21 protein-coding genes are annotated in these 23,217 nt (G+C 61.6%); 11 read left to right on the top strand and 10 right to left on the bottom strand.

All coding sequences use genetic code 11. The features are described from left to right. Together AC1DD5_RS17965 and AC1DD5_RS17960 are read right to left on the bottom strand one after the other, a co-directional pair. On the bottom strand, positions 1-1,251 hold a 1,251-nt coding region (locus AC1DD5_RS17965; RefSeq protein WP_477522314.1), incomplete at its 3' end, for a DUF222 domain-containing protein. 78 nt (positions 1,252-1,329) lie between these two features. Beyond that, positions 1,330-1,962, bottom strand: a complete 633-nt coding sequence (locus AC1DD5_RS17960; protein ID WP_477522313.1) for an SACE_7040 family transcriptional regulator — start codon at positions 1,960-1,962, stop codon at positions 1,330-1,332. A 119-nt stretch (positions 1,963-2,081) separates the two neighbouring features. Between AC1DD5_RS17960 and AC1DD5_RS17955 the strand changes: the two genes are divergently transcribed. From AC1DD5_RS17955 to AC1DD5_RS17925, 7 genes are read left to right on the top strand one after another with little or no spacing between them, the layout of a single operon-like run. After that, complete coding sequence (locus tag AC1DD5_RS17955) at positions 2,082-3,692, top strand: carboxyl transferase domain-containing protein (RefSeq protein ID WP_477522312.1); 1,611 nt, start codon at positions 2,082-2,084, stop codon at positions 3,690-3,692. 2 nt (positions 3,693-3,694) lie between these two features. Continuing rightward, entirely contained in the window at positions 3,695-5,893 is a 2,199-nt protein-coding gene (locus AC1DD5_RS17950; RefSeq protein ID WP_477522311.1) for an acetyl/propionyl/methylcrotonyl-CoA carboxylase subunit alpha, read from the top strand. Then, positions 5,890-7,053, top strand: a complete 1,164-nt coding sequence (locus AC1DD5_RS17945) for an acyl-CoA dehydrogenase family protein (RefSeq protein WP_477522310.1) — start codon at positions 5,890-5,892, stop codon at positions 7,051-7,053. The genes AC1DD5_RS17950 and AC1DD5_RS17945 overlap by 4 nt, the downstream gene beginning before the upstream one ends. Positions 7,054-7,073: 20 nt before the next feature. Continuing rightward, entirely contained in the window at positions 7,074-7,874 is an 801-nt protein-coding gene (locus AC1DD5_RS17940; protein ID WP_477522309.1) for a CoA transferase subunit A, read from the top strand. Further along, positions 7,871-8,623: a CoA transferase subunit B gene (locus AC1DD5_RS17935; protein WP_442005742.1), complete on the top strand. Its 753-nt coding sequence runs from the start codon at positions 7,871-7,873 to the stop codon at positions 8,621-8,623. The genes AC1DD5_RS17940 and AC1DD5_RS17935 overlap by 4 nt, the downstream gene beginning before the upstream one ends. Beyond that, complete coding sequence (locus AC1DD5_RS17930) at positions 8,620-9,105, top strand: MaoC family dehydratase (protein ID WP_442017017.1); 486 nt, start codon at positions 8,620-8,622, stop codon at positions 9,103-9,105. The genes AC1DD5_RS17935 and AC1DD5_RS17930 overlap by 4 nt, the downstream gene beginning before the upstream one ends. A gap of 60 nt (positions 9,106-9,165) precedes the next feature. Then, the gene (locus AC1DD5_RS17925) at positions 9,166-10,041 is read left to right on the top strand and encodes an HpcH/HpaI aldolase/citrate lyase family protein (protein WP_477522308.1); all 876 of its coding nucleotides are present in this window, start codon (positions 9,166-9,168) and stop codon (positions 10,039-10,041) included. Between the two features lie 65 nt (positions 10,042-10,106). Here AC1DD5_RS17925 and AC1DD5_RS17920 read toward each other — a convergent pair whose 3' ends face one another. The 7 genes from AC1DD5_RS17920 to AC1DD5_RS17890 are packed head-to-tail and all read right to left on the bottom strand — an operon-like array spanning position 10,107 to position 17,335. Further along, a complete protein-coding gene (locus AC1DD5_RS17920) occupies positions 10,107-11,210 on the bottom strand; it encodes a Gfo/Idh/MocA family protein (RefSeq protein ID WP_477522307.1) in 1,104 nt (367 codons plus the stop codon). Then, on the bottom strand, positions 11,195-11,896 hold the full coding sequence (locus tag AC1DD5_RS17915; protein ID WP_477522306.1) for a ThuA domain-containing protein: 702 nt from the start codon (positions 11,894-11,896) through the stop codon (positions 11,195-11,197). Before AC1DD5_RS17915 ends, AC1DD5_RS17920 begins: the two co-directional genes overlap by 16 nt. Before the next feature lie 57 nt (positions 11,897-11,953). Further along, positions 11,954-12,958, bottom strand: coding sequence for a sugar phosphate isomerase/epimerase family protein (locus AC1DD5_RS17910; RefSeq protein WP_477522305.1), 1,005 nt, complete (start codon positions 12,956-12,958; stop codon positions 11,954-11,956). 11 nt (positions 12,959-12,969) lie between these two features. Next, positions 12,970-14,163: a Gfo/Idh/MocA family protein gene (locus AC1DD5_RS17905; RefSeq protein WP_477522304.1), complete on the bottom strand. Its 1,194-nt coding sequence runs from the start codon at positions 14,161-14,163 to the stop codon at positions 12,970-12,972. A gap of 13 nt (positions 14,164-14,176) precedes the next feature. After that, positions 14,177-15,082, bottom strand: a complete 906-nt coding sequence (locus AC1DD5_RS17900) for a carbohydrate ABC transporter permease (RefSeq protein ID WP_477522303.1) — start codon at positions 15,080-15,082, stop codon at positions 14,177-14,179. A gap of 1 nt (position 15,083) precedes the next feature. Beyond that, positions 15,084-16,013 (bottom strand): carbohydrate ABC transporter permease, encoded by a 930-nt coding sequence (locus AC1DD5_RS17895; protein ID WP_477522302.1) that lies wholly within the window; start codon positions 16,011-16,013, stop codon positions 15,084-15,086. Continuing rightward, the gene (locus AC1DD5_RS17890; RefSeq protein WP_442005750.1) at positions 16,010-17,335 is read right to left on the bottom strand and encodes an extracellular solute-binding protein; all 1,326 of its coding nucleotides are present in this window, start codon (positions 17,333-17,335) and stop codon (positions 16,010-16,012) included. The genes AC1DD5_RS17895 and AC1DD5_RS17890 overlap by 4 nt, the downstream gene beginning before the upstream one ends. 250 nt (positions 17,336-17,585) lie before the next feature. Here AC1DD5_RS17890 and AC1DD5_RS17885 point away from each other — a divergent pair, with 250 nt between their 5' ends. Then, positions 17,586-18,671 carry a LacI family DNA-binding transcriptional regulator gene (locus AC1DD5_RS17885; RefSeq protein ID WP_442005751.1) on the top strand — a complete coding sequence of 362 codons (1,086 nt, stop codon included), beginning with the start codon at positions 17,586-17,588 and terminating at the stop codon, positions 18,669-18,671. A gap of 2 nt (positions 18,672-18,673) precedes the next feature. Here the strand turns inward: AC1DD5_RS17885 and AC1DD5_RS17880 are convergent, their stop codons facing one another. Beyond that, a complete protein-coding gene (locus AC1DD5_RS17880) occupies positions 18,674-20,152 on the bottom strand; it encodes a lipase maturation factor family protein (protein ID WP_477522301.1) in 1,479 nt (492 codons plus the stop codon). A gap of 100 nt (positions 20,153-20,252) precedes the next feature. On the opposite strand from AC1DD5_RS17880, the gene dxr reads away from it, so the two are divergent. The 3 genes from dxr to AC1DD5_RS17865 all read left to right on the top strand — a co-directional run bounded on the left by dxr (position 20,253) and on the right by AC1DD5_RS17865 (position 23,181). Continuing rightward, positions 20,253-21,437: a 1-deoxy-D-xylulose-5-phosphate reductoisomerase gene (gene dxr, locus AC1DD5_RS17875; RefSeq protein ID WP_477522300.1), complete on the top strand. Its 1,185-nt coding sequence runs from the start codon at positions 20,253-20,255 to the stop codon at positions 21,435-21,437. Positions 21,438-21,471: 34 nt separating this feature from the next. Continuing rightward, positions 21,472-22,803 (top strand): M50 family metallopeptidase, encoded by a 1,332-nt coding sequence (locus AC1DD5_RS17870; protein ID WP_477522299.1) that lies wholly within the window; start codon positions 21,472-21,474, stop codon positions 22,801-22,803. An 84-nt stretch (positions 22,804-22,887) separates the two neighbouring features. Continuing rightward, on the top strand, positions 22,888-23,181 hold the full coding sequence (locus AC1DD5_RS17865; protein WP_442005755.1) for a YciI family protein: 294 nt from the start codon (positions 22,888-22,890) through the stop codon (positions 23,179-23,181). Positions 23,182-23,217 lie beyond the last annotated feature (36 nt).

Below are 23,217 nucleotides of genomic sequence, written 5' to 3'. Positions count from 1 at the left end.
TCGGGGGTTGGTGGCGACGTTCATGGCGGTGGTGAGGGTTTCGTATTGTTCGGCGGTGGCGAAGATTTCGATGTGGTGGAGCCCGTGGCGGCGTCGGCGGCGGAAGAACGCGCCTTGGAGTTGGCGGAGAACTTCTTCGGACGGTTCGGAGCCGTCTTGGTCGATCGAATCGACCCAGCGTTTGGCCATTTTGGTGACGAAGTCCGGGTCGGATTCAATGGCTGTGGCGGTGAGGGCGTGTTCCATCCGGGTGAGGGTGTCGTCGTCGGTGAGCAGCCGGACTTTTTCCAGAGCGCTGCTGATGATCGTCGCGGACCGGGAAGGCACCAGTGCTGAGGAGAGGGCTTCGGCCAGCACTTCGCGCCGGGCCGGGATCTCCTGCCCGGCCATTCCGGTCTGCGGAAGGACGTCGGGTGCGAGGGCGAGCCTGCGCCGGGCTTCCCCGATGCTGATCCGCAACCGGGCCCGAAGGAACTCAGCGGCATTCCGGTACCCGTCATCCAGGAAGCTGGCCGTGCCCGTAACCGTCGCACGCGTGGCTGGTTCAGTCCAACCGGTCCGCCACTCTGGCGCGCCAGCCGAGGACTCCGGCGACGCTTGCTGTGCTTCCTTCCGGGTCCTTTCCACCGCTTGCGCCGCGACAACCTGCAAGTACTCCAACGACCGGGAGATCTCCTCGATCCTGCCGGCAAAGTCAGCGGCCTCAACAAACCCAAACAGCCGCGCCGCATCGGCTGCTGCAGTCAACCGCAAGGGGTCCAGAAGAGCCGCGCCGTCCTCAAGAAGAGCCGCCACGTCCCGTCCGGTAGCCGCAGGTTTGGGATACCTATTTTCGAAATGGGGGCTCGGCTGGGCAAGCTCCGGACTATGGCCGGTCCGCGCTTTCCACTGTGGGTCGCGGATCTCTCCGGCGGTGGGGGCCGAAGCGTCCACTATCGGGGCGCCGGTGGACCCCGTGTCCGTGGACCTCGCGCCTGTTAACCCGCTACCGGTGGTTATGGCGCCCGCGGGCCCTGAAGCCCGGGCGAACTTGGCCTTGCCGTTGAGCAGCGCAGCGTCGTTGCCCAGCCCAGCGCTGTTGCCCAGCCCGTGGAAATGGCCGATCGAGATGATGGGCGCCGTCGAATCCTTGAACCCGGCCCTGACCAAGTCCGGCATGCTCAAGAAGCGCTGTGACCGGGCAGCGGCCAAGGCAGCAACAACAGGGGACGATCCCGTCCGAAGTGCCGTTAGCTGCCCCATATCTTCCATGATCAAATCATTTCATCGGGGTCCGACATTTTAAGAGGAACCTGGAAGACAGCTCGAACCTCCCGGCAAAAGCAACAATCAGGCTGATGTCAGAGCGGCCAAAGCCATCTGCTCCAGAATGGGCCTGGCCGACTTCACGGCGATCTTCCGTCCGTGATGGCGGACGGAGTGAGGCGTGGAATTGATCAGGCCAAAGGCTGCATGTGCCCTGACGCGGAGGCCGGCGACATCTGCGTCGTGGTGGATGCGAGCCAGGACGTCTACCCACGTTTCAACGTAGGTGCGTTGCAAGGATCGGACTTCGGCTTGGTCGGCGCTGCTGAGGCTCCCGAAGTCGCGATCCTGGACGCGGATGACGTCCGGGTTGCTCAGCGCAAAGTCCACCTGGAACTGGATTAAGCCCTTCAGCGCCTCCATGGGATTCTCCGCTTCCGTGACCACGCGGACGCCGCCGTCGAGCAGGTCGCGGCTGACGCTGAGGAGAAGCTCGCCGAGGACAGCCTGCTTACCGGGGAAGTGCCGGTACACGGCGGGACCGCTGACGCCTGCGGCCGCACCAAGATCCTCGAGCGAAACCCTGTTGAAGCCATTCTCCGCGAAGAGTCCCGCCGCCGCTGAAAGCAATGCCAGCCTGCGGAGTTCCTTGGCTTGGCCTCGCTGGGTTGCTGCGGCTGGGCTGCGGACAGTGCCTGTTTCCGGGCCTCCGGTCACGTTCTCCTCCTCCTAGGCGTGCAACTGTGCTGGACATCACAGTTAATAAAGACTAACCTAAATTTCAGTTACGTGGCACTAACCGAAATGGCCTGGGGCCGGGAATGGAACAGTGGTCAATGGAGACAATCGCCAGCTTGGCAGGACCCAACAGCGGCACCTTTGAAGCCAATCAAGAAGCGCAGCTGGCCCTCGTAGGAGAACTGAAGGAAAGGCTTGCCACAGCAGCCCTTGGGGGGCCCGCGAAATCCAGGGAGCGGCACGTCGCCCGTGGCAAACTGTTGCCCCGCCAGCGCATTGACTACCTCCTGGACGAGGGCAGTCCCTTCCTGGAGATAGCGCCTTTGGCCGCCAACGGCATGTACAACGATGATTCGCCGGGTGCAGGAGTGATTGCCGGTATTGGGTTGGTCCATGGCCGGCACGTCCTGGTGATTTCCAACGATGCCACGGTCAAGGGCGGCACGTACTACCCCATGACGGTCAAGAAGCATCTAAGGGCCCAGGAAATTGCCCTGGAAAACAAGCTTCCATGCATCTACCTCGTGGATTCCGGGGGAGCGTTCCTGCCCAAGCAAGATGAGGTGTTCCCCGACAAAGAGCACTTTGGCCGGATCTTCTACAACCAGGCGCGCATGTCCGCGGCGAAGATCCCTCAAATCGCCTCGGTGATGGGTTCATGCACGGCCGGCGGAGCGTATGTACCGGCCATGAGTGACGAGACCGTGATCGTCCGCAACCAGGGCACTATCTTCCTCGGCGGCCCCCCGCTGGTGAAAGCAGCGATTGGCGAGATTGTCACGGCCGAGGAATTGGGCGGTGGTGACGTGCACTCCAGGATTTCCGGAGTTACGGACCACCTGGCCGAGAACGACCAGCATGCGCTGGAGATCGTCCGGGATATCGTCGGCACCTTGCCCAAACCAGCCCCGCCGGCGTGGGACGTTCTCGACGTCGTCCTGCCGCCCGTCGTCGACCCCTCCGGGCTTTATGGCGTGGTCCCCACAGACGTCAACGCCCAGTACGATGTCCGCGAAGTAATCGCCCGGCTTGTGGACGGTTCCCAGTTCCATGAGTTCAAGAAAAACTACGGCACAACGCTGGTGACGGGGTTCGCGCATCTCCATGGACATCCCGTGGGCATCGTGGCCAACAACGGGGTCCTGTTCGGCGAATCCTCTCTTAAGGGCGCCCACTTCATCGAACTCTGCGATCAACGCGGCATCCCGCTGATCTTCCTGCAGAACCTCTCAGGGTTCATGGTGGGCAAAGACTACGAGCAAGGCGGCATCGCCAAGAACGGCGCAAAGATGGTCACCGCCGTCGCAACAGCAAGGGTCCCCAAGCTGACCGTTGTCATCGGCGGCTCCTTCGGCGCCGGAAACTACTCCATGTGCGGGCGGGCCTACTCGCCCCGTTTCCTGTGGATGTGGCCCGCTGCCCGTATTTCGGTGATGGGTGGAAACCAGGCATCCAGTGTCCTTGCAACGGTCAAACGAGACCAGTATGAGGCCGCCGGTCAGGAATGGTCTGCCGAGGAAGAGGAGGCCTTCAAAGCTCCCATTAAGCAGCAGTACGAGGAACAAGGCAGTCCCTATTACTCCACTGCCCGGCTTTGGGATGACGGCATCATCGATCCCGCAGACACCCGACGGGTCCTGGGCATGGCTTTGGACGTCGTTTCCCGCCAGCAACTGCCCGAGACCTCCTTCGGTCTCTTCAGGATGTGACCATGACTCTGCCAACCACCACAGCATCAGCCGCCACCGCGGCATCCCGTCCGTTCAGCGCCGTCCTCGTTGCCAACCGTGGAGAGATCGCTTGCCGTGTGATCCGAACCCTCCGCGACATGGGCATCCGCTCCATTGCCATCTATTCGGACGTGGACAAGCACGCCAAGCACGTGGCGCTCGCCGATACCGCAGTGGCCATCGGGGGGACGGCGCCCTCGGAGAGCTACTTGAAAATCGATGCCATCATCGATGCCTGCCGCCGCAGCGGTGCGGAGGCGGTCCACCCTGGCTACGGCTTCCTGTCCGAGAATGTGGAGTTCGCCAAAGCCCTTGACGTGGCGGGGATAACGTTCATCGGACCCGGCGTCGACGCGATCGAGGTCATGGGTGACAAGATTCGTTCCAAGAATCACGTCATGGCCTACGACGTCCCCTGCGTACCCGGAATTGCGGTCCCCGGTCTCACCGATCAGGAACTGATCGACGCTGCGCCCTCGGTAGGTTTTCCTTTGCTCATCAAGCCCTCGGCAGGCGGCGGCGGCAAGGGGATGCACATCGTTCAGCGGCCCGAAGACATGGCTGCCACACTTCAGACCGCACGGCGTGTGGCAGCTTCGGCGTTCGGGGATGACACCCTTTTCCTGGAACGGCTCATCAAGGCACCCCGCCACATCGAGGTACAGGTCCTCGCTGACAACCACGGCAACGTCATCCACCTGGGCGAGCGCGAATGTTCCCTTCAACGCCGCCATCAGAAAGTCATCGAGGAAGCTCCTTCTGCACTCTTCGAATCGCTGGCGGACGGCCCGGCCGAACGGGCCCGCATTGGTGAAGCAGCCTGCAACGCAGCACGTTCGGTCAAATACAGTGGTGCCGGCACAGTGGAATTCCTGGTGTCCGACGAGCATCCCGATGAGTTCTTCTTCATGGAGATGAACACGCGCTTGCAGGTGGAGCACCCCGTCACCGAAATGGTCACCGGGATAGACCTCGTTGAATGGCAGGTGCGGATCGCCGCCGGTGAGGTACTCACGGTTGCGCAGTCCGACGTCGTTCTTGAAGGCCACGCCGTAGAGGCGCGCGTCTATGCCGAAGTACCGGAGCGGAACTTCATGCCCTCGATGGGGCGCGTCGTGGCGCTCGCCGAGAATGGCGGGACGGATCCCAAGGTGCTCGGCGAGCAACGCTCCCACAGGAAGGTCCGGATCGACTCCGCCATGCGCGAGGATCTTGAGATTACCGGCGACTACGATCCCATGCTGGCCAAGGTCATCGCGTGGGGCGAAAACCGCGCTGCTGCGCTGGACACCTTGGACGCTGCCCTGGGCAGGTACACCCTGCTGGGTCTGGACACGAACGTGGAATATCTCCGGCTGCTGATCAATGATCCTGACGTCCGCGCCGGCCACCTGGACACGGGGCTGATCGAACGCAAGCTGCCGTCCATGGACTTCAGGCACGCAGGTGCCACCGAGTTGGTCGCTGCCGCCCTGACGCTGTGGCTCGAAAGCAACGCGCTGTGGCTGAAGGCAAACTCTGGTGCTTCTGCCCATGCCGGCAGCGCCTGGAGTTCGCTTGATTCCTGGCGCGTTGGCGCCCGCGGCGCCTGGAGTGCCACGTTCGGGCTGCCGGGCGGCGGCACCTCCACCGTTGCTTTGACCGAGGACACCGGCACCTTCTCGGCAGTCATCGACGGCGGCCCTGACGCGGGCCGTTCAGCCAAAGTCAATGCCGTGGAACGGACCATGGACGGCATCGTCCTGGAGATCGACGGCGGTTTGGTCACCTATGCGGTGTGGCTACCACCAGCAGAGACGAACGGGATCCGGGCGATCTACCTTGGCAACGACGGTTGGTCCTGCCGCCTGGAAGTCCTGGACCGCGCCGAACGTCTCCGGAGGATGCTGGCAGGCATCCAGCGCGAAGAGGGGGCCGCAGATCCGGAGGTGCGCTCGCCGATGCCCGGAACTGTGGTTTCGGTGGCAGTGGCCAACGGAGACATGGTCCAAGAGGGACAGCCACTCCTCTCGGTCGAAGCCATGAAAATGGAGCACCAACTGGTGGCGTCGGTCTCCGGAACCGTCCACCTCACCAGCAAACCGGGCGACCTGGTCAAAGCCGACCAAGTGCTCGCCACTATTCACGCAGCAGACCCTCTTGAAGGACCTGCAGACACAGACAAGGATCTCCAGCCATGAGCAGTTTTGACCTTAACGAGGAATACCAGGACCTCAGTGATTCCGTCCGCGAATTCGCCGATGAAGTGGTGGCACCCGTATCCGCCAAGCACGATGAAGAACACAGCTTCCCGTATGAAGTGGTCAAGCAAATGGGGGAGATGGGGCTGTTCGGCCTGCCGTTCCCGGAGGAGTTCGGTGGCATGGGCGGGGACTACTTTGCCTTGGCGCTGGCTTTGGAGCAGTTGGGCCGCGTTGACCAGTCCGTGGCGATCACGCTTGAGGCCGGTGTGTCCCTGGGCGCCATGCCCGTATACCGTTTCGGCACGCAGGAACAGAAGGAGCGCTGGCTCCCGGAGTTGGCATCCGGACGATCATTGGCCGGATTCGGTTTGACCGAGCGTGAGGCCGGTTCCGATGCGGGCGGTACCAAGACCCACGCTCACGTGGAGAACGGGGAATGGGTCATCAACGGCAACAAGGAGTTCATCACCAACTCCGGCACGGACATCACCACTTTGGTGACGGTCACTGCCGTCACCGGTAAGACGGAAAACCCCGACGGCAGCACGAAAAAAGAAATATCCACCATCCTGGTGCCCACCGAAACCCCGGGCTTCAAGGCAGAGAGGGCCTACAACAAGGTGGGCTGGAACGCGTCGGACACGCATCCACTGACTTTGGACAACGTCCGGGTTCCTGAAGCGAACCTCCTGGGCCAGAGGGGCAGGGGCTATGCCAACTTCCTGTCCATCCTTGACGAGGGCCGCATTGCCATTGCCGCCTTGGGCACAGGCGCGGCTCAGGGTTGCGTGGATCTTTCGGTGAAGTATGCCAAGGAACGTAGCGCCTTTGGCCAGAACATCGGCAAGTACCAGGCCATCCAATTCAAGATCGCAAGGATGCAAGCGAGGGCCCATACTGCTCGTTTGGCCTATTACGATGCAGCAGCGAGGATGCTGGCCGGCAAGCCGTTCAAGACTGAAGCGGCCATCGCTAAGATGGTCGCAGGCGAGGCTGCCATGGACAACGCACGGGACGCCACCCAGGTGTTCGGTGGCTATGGCTTCATCAACGAATTCACAGTGGCGCGCCATTACCGCGACTCCAAGATTCTGGAAGTCGGGGAGGGAACCACTGAGGTCCAGTTGATGCTCATCGCCCGCGAGCTGGGTCTGTAACCGTAGGGGAAGGATCAAGGATGATTGACAAGGTTGTAGCCAGCGCCGCGGAAGCGGTGAAGGACATCCCGGACGGCGCCTCGCTCGCCGTCGGCGGTTTTGGCTTATGCGGCATCCCCGTATCGCTGATCGACGCGCTCCATAGCCAAGGCACCACGGACCTGGAGACCGTCAGCAACAACTGTGGCGTGGACGATTGGGGCCTTGGAATCCTCCTCAAGGATGGGCGGATCCGACGCACCATCAGCTCCTACGTGGGTGAGAACAAGGAGTTTGCCAGGCAGTACCTCGCGGGCGAACTGGAAGTGGTCCTCACCCCGCAGGGAACCCTCGCCGAGAAATTGCGCGCAGGCGGCGCCGGTATTCCCGCTTTTTACACGAAGGCCGGCGTGGGAACCCAGGTCTCCGAGGGCGGCTTGCCGCAAAAGTACGACGCCGAAGGGAACGTTGCGATCGCCTCCGCACCCAAGGAGGTGCGCAGCTTCAAGGACGCCGACTACGTCCTGGAAGAATCACTGACGCCGGACTTCGGGCTTGTCCATGCGTGGAAGGGCGACCGCCACGGCAACCTCGTTTTCCATGCAACAGCCATGAACTTCAACCCCCTGTGTGCCATGGCCGCCAAGACAACCATTGCCGAAGTCGAAGAGCTCGTGGAAACCGGCGAGCTGGACCCGGAACACATCCATACCCCCGGCATTTTCGTTCAAAGGGTGGTTGTGGCTCCCACAACGGAGAAACGGATTGAGAAACGGACGGTGGCTCTGACCACCAGCCAGGCAAGCAGCCAGGCAACCGGGCAGGCAGGAGCAGCACAGTGAATGACAACTCGTACCATGACATCCCGCCCCGTCCAGAAGCCGTGCGGCACGAGTACCGCCGTGCCGACGTCGAACATCACGAAGCCAAAGGCTGGAGCCGCAACGAACTTGCCGCACGCGTGGCCCAGGAACTCACCAACGGCCAGTACGTGAACCTGGGGATCGGGATGCCCACCCTGATTCCCAACTACATTCCTGCAGGCGTGGAAGTAATCCTCCATTCCGAGAACGGCATTCTGGGGGTCGGACCTTATCCTGCCGAGGACCAGGTTGATCCGGACCTCATCAACGCCGGCAAGGAAACTGTCACCACCAAACCAGGCGCTGCGTTCTTCGATTCGGCCTCGTCCTTTGGCATGATCCGTGGCGGCCACGTGGATGTCGCCGTTCTGGGCGCCATGGAAGTGGCAGCCAATGGCGATCTTGCCAACTGGATGATCCCCGGAAAGATGGTCAAGGGCATGGGTGGGGCCATGGACCTCGTGTTCGGCGCCAAGAAGGTGATCGTCATGATGGAGCATGTGGACCGCAACGGCAGGCCCAAGATCGTCAAGGACTGCTCCCTGCCCCTGACGGGCAAGGGCTGCGTAGACCGGATCATCACCGACCTTGCCGTGATCGACGTCGTCAAGGACGAGGGGGAGCCGCGGCTGGTCCTTCGCGAGCTGGCTCCCAACGTCACTTTGGACGAGGTCGTGGCTGCCACCGGTGCTGAACTCTTCGAAGAGGACCAGGAACTCACCGTATGACGCGGGTTGTTGAGCAGCGTGGACTGTACTTCGATGAGCTTGAAGAGGGCGTGATCTACGCCCACAAACCCGGACGAACAGTCACGGAGACGGACAACGTCCTGTTCACTACCTTGACCATGAACACCCAGGCGCTGCATCTGGACGCAGCATGGAGTTCAACGCAGCCATTCGGGCAGCGGCTGATGAATTCCATGTTCACCTTGTCCACAATGGTGGGGCAGTCGGTGACCCAGTTGACGCAGGGCACCATCATCGCCCAGCTGGGCTTGACGGATGTCACCTTTCCCCACCCGCTCTATCACGGGGATACCCTGTACACGGAAACGGTGATCACCGCCAAACGGTTGTCGTCCTCGCGTCCGGGCCAGGGTGTGGTGACCATGCAACATACTGGCAGGAACCAGGACGGAGTGGTGGTGGCGCTTGCCACGCGGACCTGCTTGATGTGGACCCAGGAAGCACACGCCGCACAGTCCTAGGCCGTTTCCGCATTTGTCAGCATTCCAGCAGCCCAGCATTCCAGCAGCAAGGAACCCTTCATGCCTTCTCCCGACTCTTCCCTCCATGGCGCGGTTACACCGTTCACCATGGGGCCGGCACTCCTCTTTTGCCCCGCTGACCGGCCAGAGCGTTTCGGCAAGGCGGCGGATCGTTCGGACGCCGTGATCCTGGACCTTGAAGATGCCGTGGCTCCAGGGGACAAGCAGCGTGCCCGGGGCGCGATCCTTGCGCAGCTCGGATCCGAAGGAGACACTGCTGAGCTGGACCCGAGCCGGACGATTGTCCGCGTCAACCCGGTGGGCTCCGCGGAATTCGAGAAGGACCTGCACAGCCTGGCGCACACTCCCTACCGCACTGTCATGCTCGCCAAGGCGGAGAGTACCGAACAGCTCAGGGCACTCGAGGACTACCGCGTGATCGCGCTCTGCGAAACAGCCGCGGGCATCGTCAATGCTTCAGCAATCGCCGCGGAACCCAACGTGGTTGCCTTGATGTGGGGCGCCGAGGACCTGCTGGCTTCCCTGGGCGGTCTCTCCAGCAGGAACGACGACGGCGGCTACCGGGCCGTGGCCCTGCACTCACGGTCAGCTGTGCTGCTTGCCGCCAAAGCCGCTGGCAAGGAAGCCATCGACTCCGTGTATGTGAACATCCCCGATCTTCAGGGCCTGGCTGTGGAATCCCTTGACGCCGTAGCCAGCGGTTTCGGTGCCAAAGCCTGCATCCACCCGAGCCAGGTGGCAACAGTCCGCGAGGCCTACGCACCAACGCCTGAAGCCGTGACCAAGGCCGCCGAGCTCCTCGATGCAGCATCCGCGGCCGGAACGGGCGTCTTCCAGTTCAAAGGCAAGATGATCGACGGCCCCATCCTTAAGCACGCCGAGGCCACGTTGCGCCGGGCCCGCCACGCGAAGTAACATTTGAACCCCATGTTGTGGAAGAACATGGGGTTCAACTGTCATCTCGGCGCGAGGCTGCAGCGCTAGGCGCGTACCGGCGTCGAGAGTTCTGCCAGTTCCACCATGTCCGGGCGCCTGACGGTGCTCTGGATGCCTACCGCCTGTCCTGTCTTGGCGGATTCCAGCACGGACTCCATGACCTCAAGGGCATGGAAGGCGAGTCGGCCACCGGCGCGCGGCTCTTGTCCCGCCGGAGTGGCTGACAAATCGGCAATGCCAAAGCCGCGCCCGGCGTCAACGTAACCTGCGGATACAGGCAGCGTTTTCCACTCGTCGGCTCCCAGTTCGAACAGCTGCACATCGCCGTCGAAGTGGTTGGGATCCGGAACAACGAGCGAACCCTTTTCCCCATGGATTTCGATGTTGGGGCTCTTGGTCTTGACGGCGTCGAAGCTCATGAACAGCGTCGACAGCGCGCCGGAAGCATGGACGAGGACACCCGTGACATGGGAATCGATCTCCACGGGTACCTTTTGCCCCTGGCGGGGACCGGAACCGATGGTGCGTTCGCTGCGGGTGTGGCTGGCCGCGCCCACCACCGACACTACGGGGCCCAGTAGCGTGACCAGTGCGGACACGTAGTAGGGGCCCATATCCAGCAGCGGGCCGCCGCCGGGCTGGTAGTAGAAGTCGGGATTCGGATGCCAGCGCTCATGCCCTGGCGTAGCCATGGTGGCTGTCGCCGAAACGGGAGCGCCAATCAGGCCGTCGTCGATTGCTTTTCGGGCGGTCTGGATACCGGTGCCGAGGACAGTATCCGGAGCGCACCCCACAATCACTCCCGCCGCCTCGGCCGCCTCGAGTACTTGCCGGGCCTCGGCCGTGGTTGCCGCCAACGGCTTCTCACCATAAACGGACTTGCCCGCCGCGATGGCCTTGAGCGCGATCTCAGCATGCGCTGCCGGGATGGTCAGGTTGAGGACAAGGTCGACGTCGTCCGCCTCAAGCAGCCCATCCACGGACAATGCACGGACGCCGTCGTAAGAGTCGGCAACAGCCTGGGCGCGGGCGGGATCGAGGTCCGCGACGGCCACGAGGTTGATGGAATCCAGTCGGCGGAAGTTTGTCAGGTACTGGGCGATGATGGCGCCGCAGCCAATGATTCCTACATTCAGCGGGATGCCCACAGCATGCCCCTTTCGATGATGGTGCGGACGTTGCTGTCCTGGAGGATTTCCACGCGGTGGCCGGGAGTGGAGACGAAGATTCTTCCGTTGCCCCATTGCCGGGTCCAAATGGCGGGGGAGGTGACCTCACGGTTCCACGGGTCCCATTCGCGGACTTTTTGCGTAGTGGTCGCCAGGACGTCGATGTAGTCATCGGCCAGGACCCAATACTGCTCGGTGACGAGGTCAAAGTCTCCGATTCCCTGGGTAATAGGATGCTCTGCTGCAGCCGGGAGCATGTTCACCGTGTAGGGAACATAGTTATCTGACTGTTCGCCGATCCGTTCGTCCTCGTGCTTGCCGGGGTGGCAGGCGAACTGGCCCCCGATCAAGTGCAGGTAGTCCGAAGTGTTGCGGTAGGAATCTGCGATCCCGCCGTGCCATCCGGCCAGCCCGGTGCCATTTTCGACGGCGGTGCGGAGCCCCTCGAACTCGTCCTTTTCGATGGTGGACATCGTCATGCACTGCACGATGAGGTCCACTCCGTCCATGTATTCAGTGTCCGCGTAGATTTTGGGGGATTCCTCCACCCTGACCTCATAGCCGTTGGCTTTGAGGAAGGGGAGGAACAGTTCGGTGGCTTCCACCGGCTGGTGTCCGTCCCAGCCGCCTCGAACCACCAGTGCGGTCTTGCTCTTGCTTGTCATGTTTTCCTTTATATTCGTAAACGTCCGGATGAGTCTGTTGGCTGTTCGAAGCTGGGTTCAGCGGGCGGTGAAGGCGGCATCGAAAGCTGCAGCCGGGGGCCGGAGAGCAGCCAATTGGCGGACCATGTCCAACGCTTCCGGAGCGCCGATCAGCCGGTCCATGCCGGCGTCTTCCCATTCGATGCTGGTAGGTCCGGTATATCCGATCGAGTTGAGCATCCGGAAAATGGGTTCCCAGTTCACGTCTCCATGGCCTGCCGTGACGAAGTCCCAGCCACGGCGGGGATCCGCCCACGGTAGGTGGGATCCAAGACGACCGTTGCGTCCATTGAGTTGGCGAACGGATTCTTTCACATGGACATGGAAGATTTTGTCCGCGTAGTCCTGGAGGAACATGACAGGATCAAGGTCCTGCCAGATGAAGTGGGAGGGGTCAAAGTTCAGGCCAAAACTGTCCCTGTGCCCGATCGCTTCCAGTGTGCGTTTGGCAGTCCAGTAGTCGTAGGCGATTTCCGACGGATGGACTTCCAAGGCAAAACGGACTCCTACCTCGTCAAAGACATCCAGAATGGGGTTCCAACGGTCTGCGAAGTCCTGGTAGCCGCGCTCGATCATGCCTTCTGAAGCCGGCGGGAACATCGCAACGCACTTCCAGATGGACGAGCCCGTGAACCCCGTGACGGTCTTGACGCCAAGCTTTGCCGCCGCACGTGCCGTGGTCTTCATTGCTTCGGCGGCCCGCTGACGAACGCCTTCAGGATCGCCGTCGCCCCACACGTCTGGTGCCAGGATGTCCCGGTGACGTTCATCGATGGGGTCATCGCACACTGCCTGTCCAGTCAGGTGGTTGGCGATCGCATGGACCGAGAGGTGGTGCTTCTCCAGGATGTCCAGCTTGCTTTGAAGATACGAGTCGTCCTCGACGATGCGCCGGGGGTCCAGATGATCGCCCCAGCAGGCAATCTCCAGGCCGTCAAAGCCCCACTCGCCAGCCAGCCGGGCTACTTCCTCAAACGGCAGGTCGGCCCATTGGCCGGTAAAAAGGGTGATGGGTCGGGTCATGTTCATTCCTCTCAGACGTTCTGCCAGCGGCTCGCGTTGCCCGCGCTCGCCTCAACGGCGGCCAGCACCTTTTGAACCTGCAAGGCATCAGAGAACGACGGCGTGGGCTGCTCCCCAGCGCCGATGGCATTCACCAGGTCCACCACCTGGTGGGTGAATCCGTGCTCGTAACCAAGGCCGTGCCCGGTGGGCCACCAATTGCCCGTATACGGATGGGACGGTTCGGTCACAATGATCTTGCGGAATCCGGCGTCAGGTTCCAGCGCCGAATCGTAGACCAGGAGCGAGTTCATGTCCTCGAAGTCGAAAGCCAGCGAGCCCTTGGTCCCGTTGAGCTCCAGGCGCATGGCGTTCTTGCGGCCCAGGGCAAAACGTGTGGCTTCGAAGATGCCGATGGTGGCGGCAGCATCGTCGTCGTGCTTTCCGCTAAACCGGGCGGTGAACAGGGCGGCGTCGTCCACGGTGACGGGGCCCTTGGGAGCGTCCGAACCGCCGCGGCCGCCGAGGCCCACGTAGTCGCCACCCACAGGCCGTTCCTTGATGAAGGTTTCCAACAGCGCCGAAACGCCGGTGATTGTGGAGCCCGTGATCCACTGTGCGGCGTCGATGCTGTGGGCGCCGATATCGCCCAAGGAACCGGAGCCGGACTTGGACTTGTCCAGGCGCCACGTGAGCGGCGCATCCGCGTCACTGAGCCAGTCCTGCAGGTATTGCGCCCGGACATGGCGGATGTTGCCCAGGCGCCCTTCCTCCACCATCCGTTTGGCCAAAGCCAAAGCCGGAGTGCGGCGGTAACTGAAGCCGCACATGGACAGTACGCCGCGCTCGGCTGCCGACTGGGCAATCACTGTCATTTTCTCCGCCTCTTCCACTGAATTGGCCAGTGGCTTTTCGCAGAGCACGTGTTTGCCCGCTTCCAAGGCCGCGATGGCGATCTCGGCGTGCGTGTTTCCGGGGGTGCAGATATCGATGAGGTCAATGTCATCGCGCTCGATCAGGCGGCGCCAGTCGGTTTCAACGGAATCCCAACCGTACTTGGCGGCGGCTGCACGCACGCCGTCCGGGTTGCGGCCGGCGACGGCAGTCAGTTCAGGTATCAGGGGGAGGTCGAAGAATCGCGGGGCTGTCCGCCAGGCATGCGAGTGGGCAGCGCCCATGAAGGCATAGCCCACCATGCCCACGCGGAGGCGTTTGGGTTCTGACATGTGAAGGTCCTTTCTACTTGCTGAAGCCTGCGGTAAGGCCACTGACCAGCTGGCGGCGTCCGAGGACGTAAATCACCAGGATTGGCAGGGTGCTCAGGACGACGGAGGCAAGCACAGCGGGGATGTTGACGCTGAACTCGCCTTGGAAAGTCCACAGTCCCAAGGGGAGGACACGGAGTCCAGGGCTTTGGGTGAGTACCAGCGGCAGCAGGAATCCGTTCCAGACATGCAAGCCGTTGTAAATTGCCACGGTTACTATCGCCGGGCGGGTCAACGGCAGCGCCAGCCTCCACATCGTTTGCCAATCGCTGCAGCCATCCAGGCGCATTGACTCGAACAATTCGTTCGGCACATCGCGGATGAAGTTGGACAGGATCAGCACCGTCAAAGGAATGGCGAATGCAACGGAGGGAAGCATAATGGCAAGGAGGCTGTCATACAGGTTCAGCCGGATGATCATCAGGTAGATCGGGATGATGGTTGCCTGGAGCGGAATCGCCAAGCCCATGAGGAACATGCCGTTGACGAACTTCAGGTATCGGCCGCGACCACGAACTATTGCGAAGGCTGCCATGAAGGAGATCAGAACCGTGGGGATCACCGAGCCAAGTGTGACGATCACGCTGTTCATGAAATACGTGGTGAAGTTGGCCTCGAGAACCAGTTGGTAGTTCTCCAACGTAGGAGCCGCCGGGGGGGCCAACGGATTCTGCCCAAAGTACCCTTCGGACGTCTTCAGGCTGGTGATGACGATGTAGTAGATCGGCACAATGATGATGGCCAGCCATATCCAACCGCCAAGGCCTCCGGGAATGTTCAGCCGCCTGACCCGTGAACCGAGGCTCTGTTTGGCCTTGATGGAATAGCCCGGGGGAGTGGATGGAGCGGTTTTCGAATCGCTGCGAAGGACAGTGCTCACCTTACAAACCTTCCAATTGGCTGCCCTGCTTGTCCTTGCCCCCAAGGCGCTGGAGGAACAAGGCAAGGACAAGGCCGATGACGACGAGGATGACGGCGATGACGCTTGCCGGGCCCATCAGGTTGGCGCGGAAGCCGCGCAGGTACATGTCCAGCGCCAGGATGCGGGTGGAGTTACCTGGTCCGCCACCTGTCAGGACGAAGATGAGGTCGAAATACGTCAGAGATCCGACGACCATCAGGGTGGACGAGGTGATGATGGTGTATTTCAGCTGCGGAAGCGTGATGTGGAAGAACTGCTTAATGGTTCCCGCCCCATCGATCTGTGCTGCCTCGTACAGGGACTTGGGGATTTGCCGGACACCACCTTGGTAGATGAGTGTGTGGAATGGCACGAACTGCCAGGCGATCACAAAGATGACCAGGCCCAATGCCAACTGCGGGACGCCCAGCCAGTCCTGGGCAAGGAAAGGCAACCCCAGCCCCATGGCCAGCCCAAAGTTGGGGTCCAGCAGTGCTTTGTAGGCGATGGCAACTGCAGCGGAGGAGAGCAGAAGCGGCAAGAAGTACAACACCGCCAAGGCAGCCCTGTAACGCTGGCTACCGGCCGTGAAGACTCCCAGGAGAAGGCTGATCGGGGTTTGAACCAGCCAGGAGACAATCATGATCAGGAAAGTCAGGCCCAGGGCGTTGTACAGTCCGGGGTCGCTGAGAACTGAGGACCAGTTCTCCAGGCCGGCTGCTCCAATGGCGCCGATGCCGTCCCAGTTGGCGAAGCTCAGAACCAGGACACCTACCAGCGGCGCAAGCGCGAACACCACGAAGAAGATCAAAGCCGGCGCGGTCAGCCACGCCAGTGCAGATTTTTGCTGCCCGGTCTGCTCGATTTTCCGCGGTGCAGTGGCAGCCCTGTGAGTGGTTGTTGAGCTCATTTGCCCAGGGTGGCATTCATGTTCTCGGCGAACTGCTGTGGCGTGATCGACTTGAGGAAGAGTTGGTCGATGTTGTTAAGCAGGGCCTCGGCCGCGGTCGGACTCAGGGCTTGATCCCATGACTGCTGGAAGTTCGGGGCATTTTTGGCCAGGTCGTACACGAAGTTCAGGAAGTCCTTGTCCGGGGACGTTGCGAGCTTGCCTTCAATGCCATTGACGATCGGGACCGAGCCGGAGTTGATGTAGGCGTCGATGACCGTGTCCGTCAAGATGCCGTCCTTGAAGAACTTCTTCGCCGTTTCCTTTTCCTTGTCGGTGGCTTTGGCCGAAATCGACATGTACTGGGCGGGGTTGCCTACGCCATTCTTAGGATCTCCCTTGCCTCCCGCGACTGTCGGGAAGGTGACGAAGCCCAGTTTTCCGTCCTGGACGAAGTTCTGGCCTTCCTTCTTCATGGGTCCGTATGTCCAGGAACCTTGAAGCAACATTGCTGCTTTGCCCGTGAACAACAGCGCCTGATCCGCCTTCGAATCTGCCGTGATGGAGGAGAAGCCCTTGATGAAGCCATCGGCGGACACCAGTTCCTGGATCTTGGTACCCGTTTCAATCACTGCAGGATCCATCCAAGCATTGGGCTTGCCTTCAAAGATCGCCTTGAATACCTCGGCGCCTCCGATGCGGTCCAGCAAGTACTCCAACCACATCATGGAGGTCCAGCGGGATTGACCGCCCAAGGAGAACGGGGCTACGCCCATGTCGTTGAAGGTCTTTACCAGCGACATGACGTCGTCCCAGGTCTTGGGTGGCTGCACCCCCGCCTTCTCAAAGAGCTCCTTGTTGTAGAACAGCACCACTGGGGCTACGTACTGGTTGGGGAGAGCATAGATCTTGCCGTTGACGGTAGCCGCACCGAAGGAAGCGGGGAAGAACTTGTTTTTCAGATCCGGGTTGGCCTCGAACCAGCTGGTCAGGTCCTCCACCTGATTGGCCTCGGCGTAGGTCTTCAACGTCCCGCCACCCCATCCATAGACAATGGTGGGGGCCTGGCCGGCGCCGATCGCGGTTTTGATCTTCGTCTTGTAAGCATCGTTCTGGAAGTACGTCACAGCGATCTTGTTATCGGGGTTCGACGAACCAAAAGCATCGACGGCTTTCTGGATGGTGGTCTGGTTCGGCTCGCCGGAGAGGAACCACATGCTGGCGCCTCCTCCGCTCGCGCTGCCCGGTCCGGACGTACCGCAGGCACTGGTTGCCATGACTGCGAATGGCGTAACAGCCGCTAGAGCCAGAAAAGAACGCCGTGATGATTGGAACTGCTTCATTGCTTCTCCATGTGTAGTCGCCTCGTTGGGCACGTTGCGGTGCCCATCTCCCAAAGGAGTGACCATCTCCCGAAAAATACCGAAATATTTCGCGAATGCGGTTTAGGTCACGGTCTAAACTAAAGTGCATTCCATCACACGTCAAGGTTTACTTTTTCGCTGCTTGAGCTGCTGTGGCCGCCTTCTTGAGCTTTCCCTCGGCATCCCGCATACTCGAAACAAGCCGAAATATTTCGAAAGCAGGGGGATTATGGAACGCGAGCTGCGTCCGCTCAAGCTCACACTGGCTGCCGTGGCCAAAGAGGTGGGTGTCTCAGCGCCTACGGTTTCCAAGGTGGTGAACGGCAGGGAGGACGTGGCCGAGGAAACCCGGGCGCGCGTGCTGGCGGCCTTGCAGCGAACCGGATACAAATCGCCGCTCCAACGTAAAAGCCTTCCCGCCCGGCAGTCAGTTGAGGTGGTTTTCGACTCCCTGAACTCGGCCTACTCCGTGGAAGTCCTCAACGGCGTCATGGAGCACGCGGCGGTCTCGGACATGGAGGTCATCCTCTCGGTCACCAGCAGGCAAACAGCGTCACCTTTGGGACCGGAGGAGCGGGCCCAACGCATCATCGACGAAGGACGCAGCGGAATGATCGTGGTCACTTCCGCCTTTGGCTCGGCACAGTTGGAAGCCTTCCAACGCCGCCGGATTCCCATCGTGGTGGTGGACCCCCTCAACCCGCCGCCGGCAGAGGTCTTCAGCGTGGGTGCCAGCAACTGGGCCGGCGGCAAGGCCGCAGCTACTCACCTGCTCGAGTTGGGACACCGCAAGATTGCCTACATAGGCGGTCCTGCCACGGCAGAATGCAGCCAGGCGCGGCTCCACGGCTATATGGCCGCACTCATGGCGGAGGGCATCACTGTAGACGACGACTACGTCTCCGCGGGCCCCTTTCGACCCGAGAATGGTGTGAGAGGCATGAAGGCGCTGCTGGCACTTGAAGATCCGCCCACGGCAATATTCGCTGGAAGCGACAGCATCGCGTTGGGTGTCCTGGCAGAAGCCCGAAGGCAGGACATCCGGATTCCGGAGGACATGAGCCTGGTCGGTTTCGACGGCACCCATCAGGCGGAAGAATCCGTTCCACCCCTGACGTCCGTGTCACAACCACTACAGGAGATGGGCCGTTCGGCCCTGCGGTTCATCCTGCGCCAGGTACGCGGCGAGGACATCGACTCCCGCAGGGTGGAGCTGGCTACACACTTGGTGGTCCGTGAGTCCACGGCCCCACCGCCCGCGTCCAAGGCCAAACCTGCGTCCAAGGCCAAGCCCGCCCGCGGCAAAGTCGGATAACGCTAAAGAAGCCGCCGCCGTCGAGGCGTAAGGGAGACCGGCGGAATGGCGTCATACAGCAGCACCCGCACCCAACGATCACCCGACTCACGGAACTCCGCACGGCTGGCGAAACGGTAAAGGTAGCTGCGGGCACGCACCCAACGCGGGCGTTCGCCGTCGAACGGGTCATGGCGCAGCAGCCCAAGCGTGGGCTTGTCTGCCTCCAACAGCTTTTCCAGGAAGGCATAGAACCACCCCTCGTGGACGGTCCGCAGCGGCAGGAACCACATGAGCCAATCCAGCCTGAGGTGATACGGCGCCCATTGCCGTGGCAGACGGCGGAGGTCGCCGGGTTTGCCTTTGAAGCCGTACTCCAGCCATTGGTCGTCAGCTGCATCAGGCTCTTCAGCCATGGTGCCTTCGACGACGATCTCGATCCGCTGCTTCGTCACCGTACCGAACGCACCATAGGCATTGACCAGGCGCCAGCGGTTGAAGCTCGCATTCATGAGTTGCTGGCGCGAGAAGAGGTTCAGGAGCGGCCGGTAACTGAGGACCAGCAACAGGACCGTCACGGCAAGTACGACGACGAGCCACCACAGCGGTGTTTCGGCACCCGGGTGCCACTCGAGCGGAATGACGGGAAGAACCGCATGCGCCACCGGATCACTCACTGCAGCGAAGGCGAGAACGATTGCCATCCAGTTCAGCCAGGCAAAATTACCGCTGCCCACCAACCAAAGCTGCGTCACGATGATAATTCCTGCCGCGATACTGGCCAGCGGTTGGGGCGCGAACAGGAAGAACGGAACCACCAACTGCGCGAAGTGGTTTCCCACCACTTCCACCTTGTGCAGAGGACGGGGGAGGAGATGGAACTGCCGGCTCAGCGGTCCGGGCATCGGCTGCGTCTCGTGGTGGTAGAACATCGCCGAAAGGTCGCGCCACTCACGCCCGCCCCTGATTTTGATCATTCCCGCGCCGAACTCAAGCCGGAACACCAGCCACACGATCAGGATCAGGATGGTAGCGGGCGGCGGAACCTGGTCCGAGCCAAGGAACGCTACGGTGAAACCGGCCTCCAGCAGCAGGATCTCCCAGCCAAAGCCGTAGAACGTCTGGCCCACATTCACGATCGACATGTACAGGAACCAGAGGGTGAGGAACGCCAGCATCGGCAGCCACGGTGGTCCCAACTGCGGCAAGCCCAACACCAGCAAGGCGGACACCGCGATGCCCACCCAACAGACTGCACGCAGCAAGGCATCCGAGTAACGCCACTGAAAGAGAGTGGGCCGGGCCAGGCGCCGCGCCATCTCAAGAAAAGAAGGTACGGGAAGCAAGCCACGCTCGCCAAGAAGGGCCGGAAACTGGTTCATGGTGGAGAGGAACGCAACCAGATAAAGGGTGGCTGTACCGTGTTGCAATACCTGCCGCGCGAATTCGTAGTTCCGCGCGTCAAACAAATCCTGCGCATCAAACCAGGCCAGCCACTCCACAATTCCACGTTACGCGCGGGAAAGAAGTGGTCAAGCAGGGTTTTCCACTTACCCGGGTGCTACGTTCGCACGCTTCTGCGGCTGCTGGGATACTTAAGCAATGCAGCCGCGCAAGATCGTCATCCTCGGGTCCACGGGTTCCATCGGCACACAGGCGATTGACGTCGTCGACGGCGCCCCGCACCTTTTCGAAGTGGTGGCACTGAGCGCCGGCGGCGGAAACCTCGAACTGCTCGCCCAGCAGGCTGTCCACACGCGGGCGCAGGCAGTAGGCATTGCCTACGGCGATCCGGAAGCACTGCAGAACCTGATTGACGCCGCGGCAGCCCGAAACGGCTTGCGCAACTTCGTTCCGGAAATTTTCGTTGGGCCGGACGCGTCCACCCGTATCGCGGAAGTCGAATGCGACGTCGTTCTCAACGGCATCACCGGCTCCATTGGCCTGGCGCCCACCCTGGCCGCGCTCGCATCCGGTGCCACCTTGGCGCTCGCCAACAAGGAGTCGCTGATTGTCGGTGGTGCCCTGGTGAAAGCGGCCGCAGCCCCTGGCCAGATCGTGCCTGTTGATTCCGAACATTCAGCCATCGCCCAGTGCCTGCGTTCGGGTACTGATCAGGAGGTGGAGAAATTGATTCTCACGGCCTCCGGCGGTCCTTTCCGCGGCCGCAGCCGTGCGCAGCTTCACGATGTCACACCCGCTGAGGCTTTGGCGCATCCCACCTGGGATATGGGCCTCATGGTCACCACCAACTCGGCGAGCCTCGTTAACAAGGGCCTTGAAGTGATCGAGGCACATCTGCTGTTCGACGTACCCCTCGACAGGATCGACGTCGTGGTCCATCCACAGTCGGTGGTCCACTCCATGGTTCAGTTCGTGGATGGGTCCATCATCGCCCAGGCGTCGCCGCCTGACATGCGGCTTCCCATTGCCTTGGGGCTGGGTTGGCCTGGGAGGGTTCCAAGGGCTGCCCAAGCATGTGACTGGACCCAAGCCACAAGTTGGACATTCGAACCACTGGACTCGGTTGCGTTTCCGGCAGTGGAGCTCGCCAAGGAAGCCGCGAAGCAGGGCAGCACCTACCCTGCCGTCTTCAACGCGGCCAACGAGGAAGCCGTGGAGGCTTTCCACGCCGGCCGCATCCGCTTTACGGACATCGTGGACACGGTGGAGTCCGTCCTCAGCGAACATTCAGGTTCTTCGGAGCTTACGGTGGAGTCCGTGCTGGATGCTGAGAGTTGGGCACGCACGCGCACCCATGATCGTTTAGCCAACAGCGCCGTATAAACAAAGAACCCCCTATGGAAGCAGTCCCGTCGGCATGAGTCCCGTCCTTCTTTTCATCCTCGGAGTCGTCTTCGTCGCCCTTGGCGTCGCAGTGTCCATCGCTTTGCACGAGGTTGGCCACCTGGTCCCCGCGAAGCTCTTTAAAGTGCGCGTGACCAAATACATGATTGGCTTCGGGCCCACCTTGTGGTCCAAGAAGAAGGGTGAAACGGAATACGGCTTCAAGGCGCTTCCCTTGGGTGGCTACGTGGCCATGATCGGCATGTATCCGCCCAACAAAGAAGATGGCGGGGTGCGTCCGTCCAGCACGGGCATGTTCCAGACTCTTGCCAGTGAGGCCCGTTCGGTCGCGCATGAAGAAGTGGGCCCGGGGGATGAAGGCAGGGTCTTTTACAAGCTGCCGGTCTGGAAGAAAATCATCATCATGCTCGGCGGACCGGCCATGAACATGCTCATCGGTTTGGTCCTCCTGGCCGTCCTGCTCATGGGTTTTGGCGTTGCCACGGCCACCACCACCATCGCGGACGTCTCAAAATGCCAGGTGGCTGCCGGCAAAACAGTGGATCCCGATTCGGCGGACTGCAAGCCAACACCCGCGGCGGCCGCCGGGCTGCAGCCGAACGACACCGTCAAGACTTTCGACGGCAAAGCCGTCACCAGCTGGGATGAACTCACCGGCTGGATCCGGGCCTCGGCGGGCAAGGCAGTACCCATCACCGTAGAACGCAACGGCTCGGAAGTTTCCACCACCGTGACTCCAGTCTTGTCCTCGCGGCCGGTTGTGGGTGCCGATGGACGCCAGGAGCAGGATGCCAACGGCGTACTGAAGTACCAGGAGGTTGGCTTCCTGGGAATCGGCGCGCAGAGCGCCTTGGTTCCCCAGCCGGCGTCGTCCGTCCTTCCCATGGCAGGGGAGAATATCAAGCAGATTTCCGGAGTAATCCTTAACCTGCCTGCCCGTGTGGTTGGGGTGGCGAAGGCCGCCTTCAGCGAGGAACCCCGTGATCCCAATGGCCCCATCAGTGTGGTTGGCGTCGGTCGGGTGGCCGGGGAAGTTGCTGCCATGGAAGAGGTACCGCTCCAGGCACGCATTGGAACGTTGGTAGGGCTGCTTGCCGGCCTGAACTTCGCGCTGGCCATCTTCAACCTTGTACCCCTGCTGCCCCTCGACGGCGGCCATGTGGCGGGTGCCCTGTATGAGGGGGCCCGGCGCCAGGTGGCAAGGCTGAGGGGAAAGCCGGATCCAGGTGCTTTCGATATCGCAAAGCTGCTTCCCGCCACATATGTGGTGGCAGCGCTGCTGATGGCCATGGGCGCGCTCCTGATTTATGCGGACATCGTCAAGCCGGTGAATATCTTTGGCTGAAACCCCTGACCGGGACCTGGGGGTCTTCAGAGTGAGCTGCAATGCATGGCGGATCATCGCTACGCGTCGGGATAGGCTAGCTTCATGACTGTTTTCGCTGTTGAGTATGTATACGTCGCCGAATCCGGCGCCCTCCGCGACGAAGCCCGCCCGTCGCACCGCGCCTGGCTGGGCAACCTCGCAGAGGACGGCACGCTGCTTGCGAGCGGACCCTACGGTGATGGTGCCGGCGCACTGCTCATCTTCAAATCAGCAGATGAAGCCGAACTCAATGACCTCCTGAAGCAGGATCCGTTCGCCGAAGCCGGCGTCATAGCCGGCATCCGCACCACGGAATGGGACCCCATTATCGGCGTCCTGGCTGCCCACGCATCCTAGCTCCGGCGTCCTCCACCACAACGATCCACCCCAAAC

The organism is Paenarthrobacter sp. 10L420 (assembly GCF_056395385.1).
The sequence above is the reverse complement of the archived record's forward strand: the minus strand, read 5'-3'. Positions and strand labels throughout refer to the sequence as shown.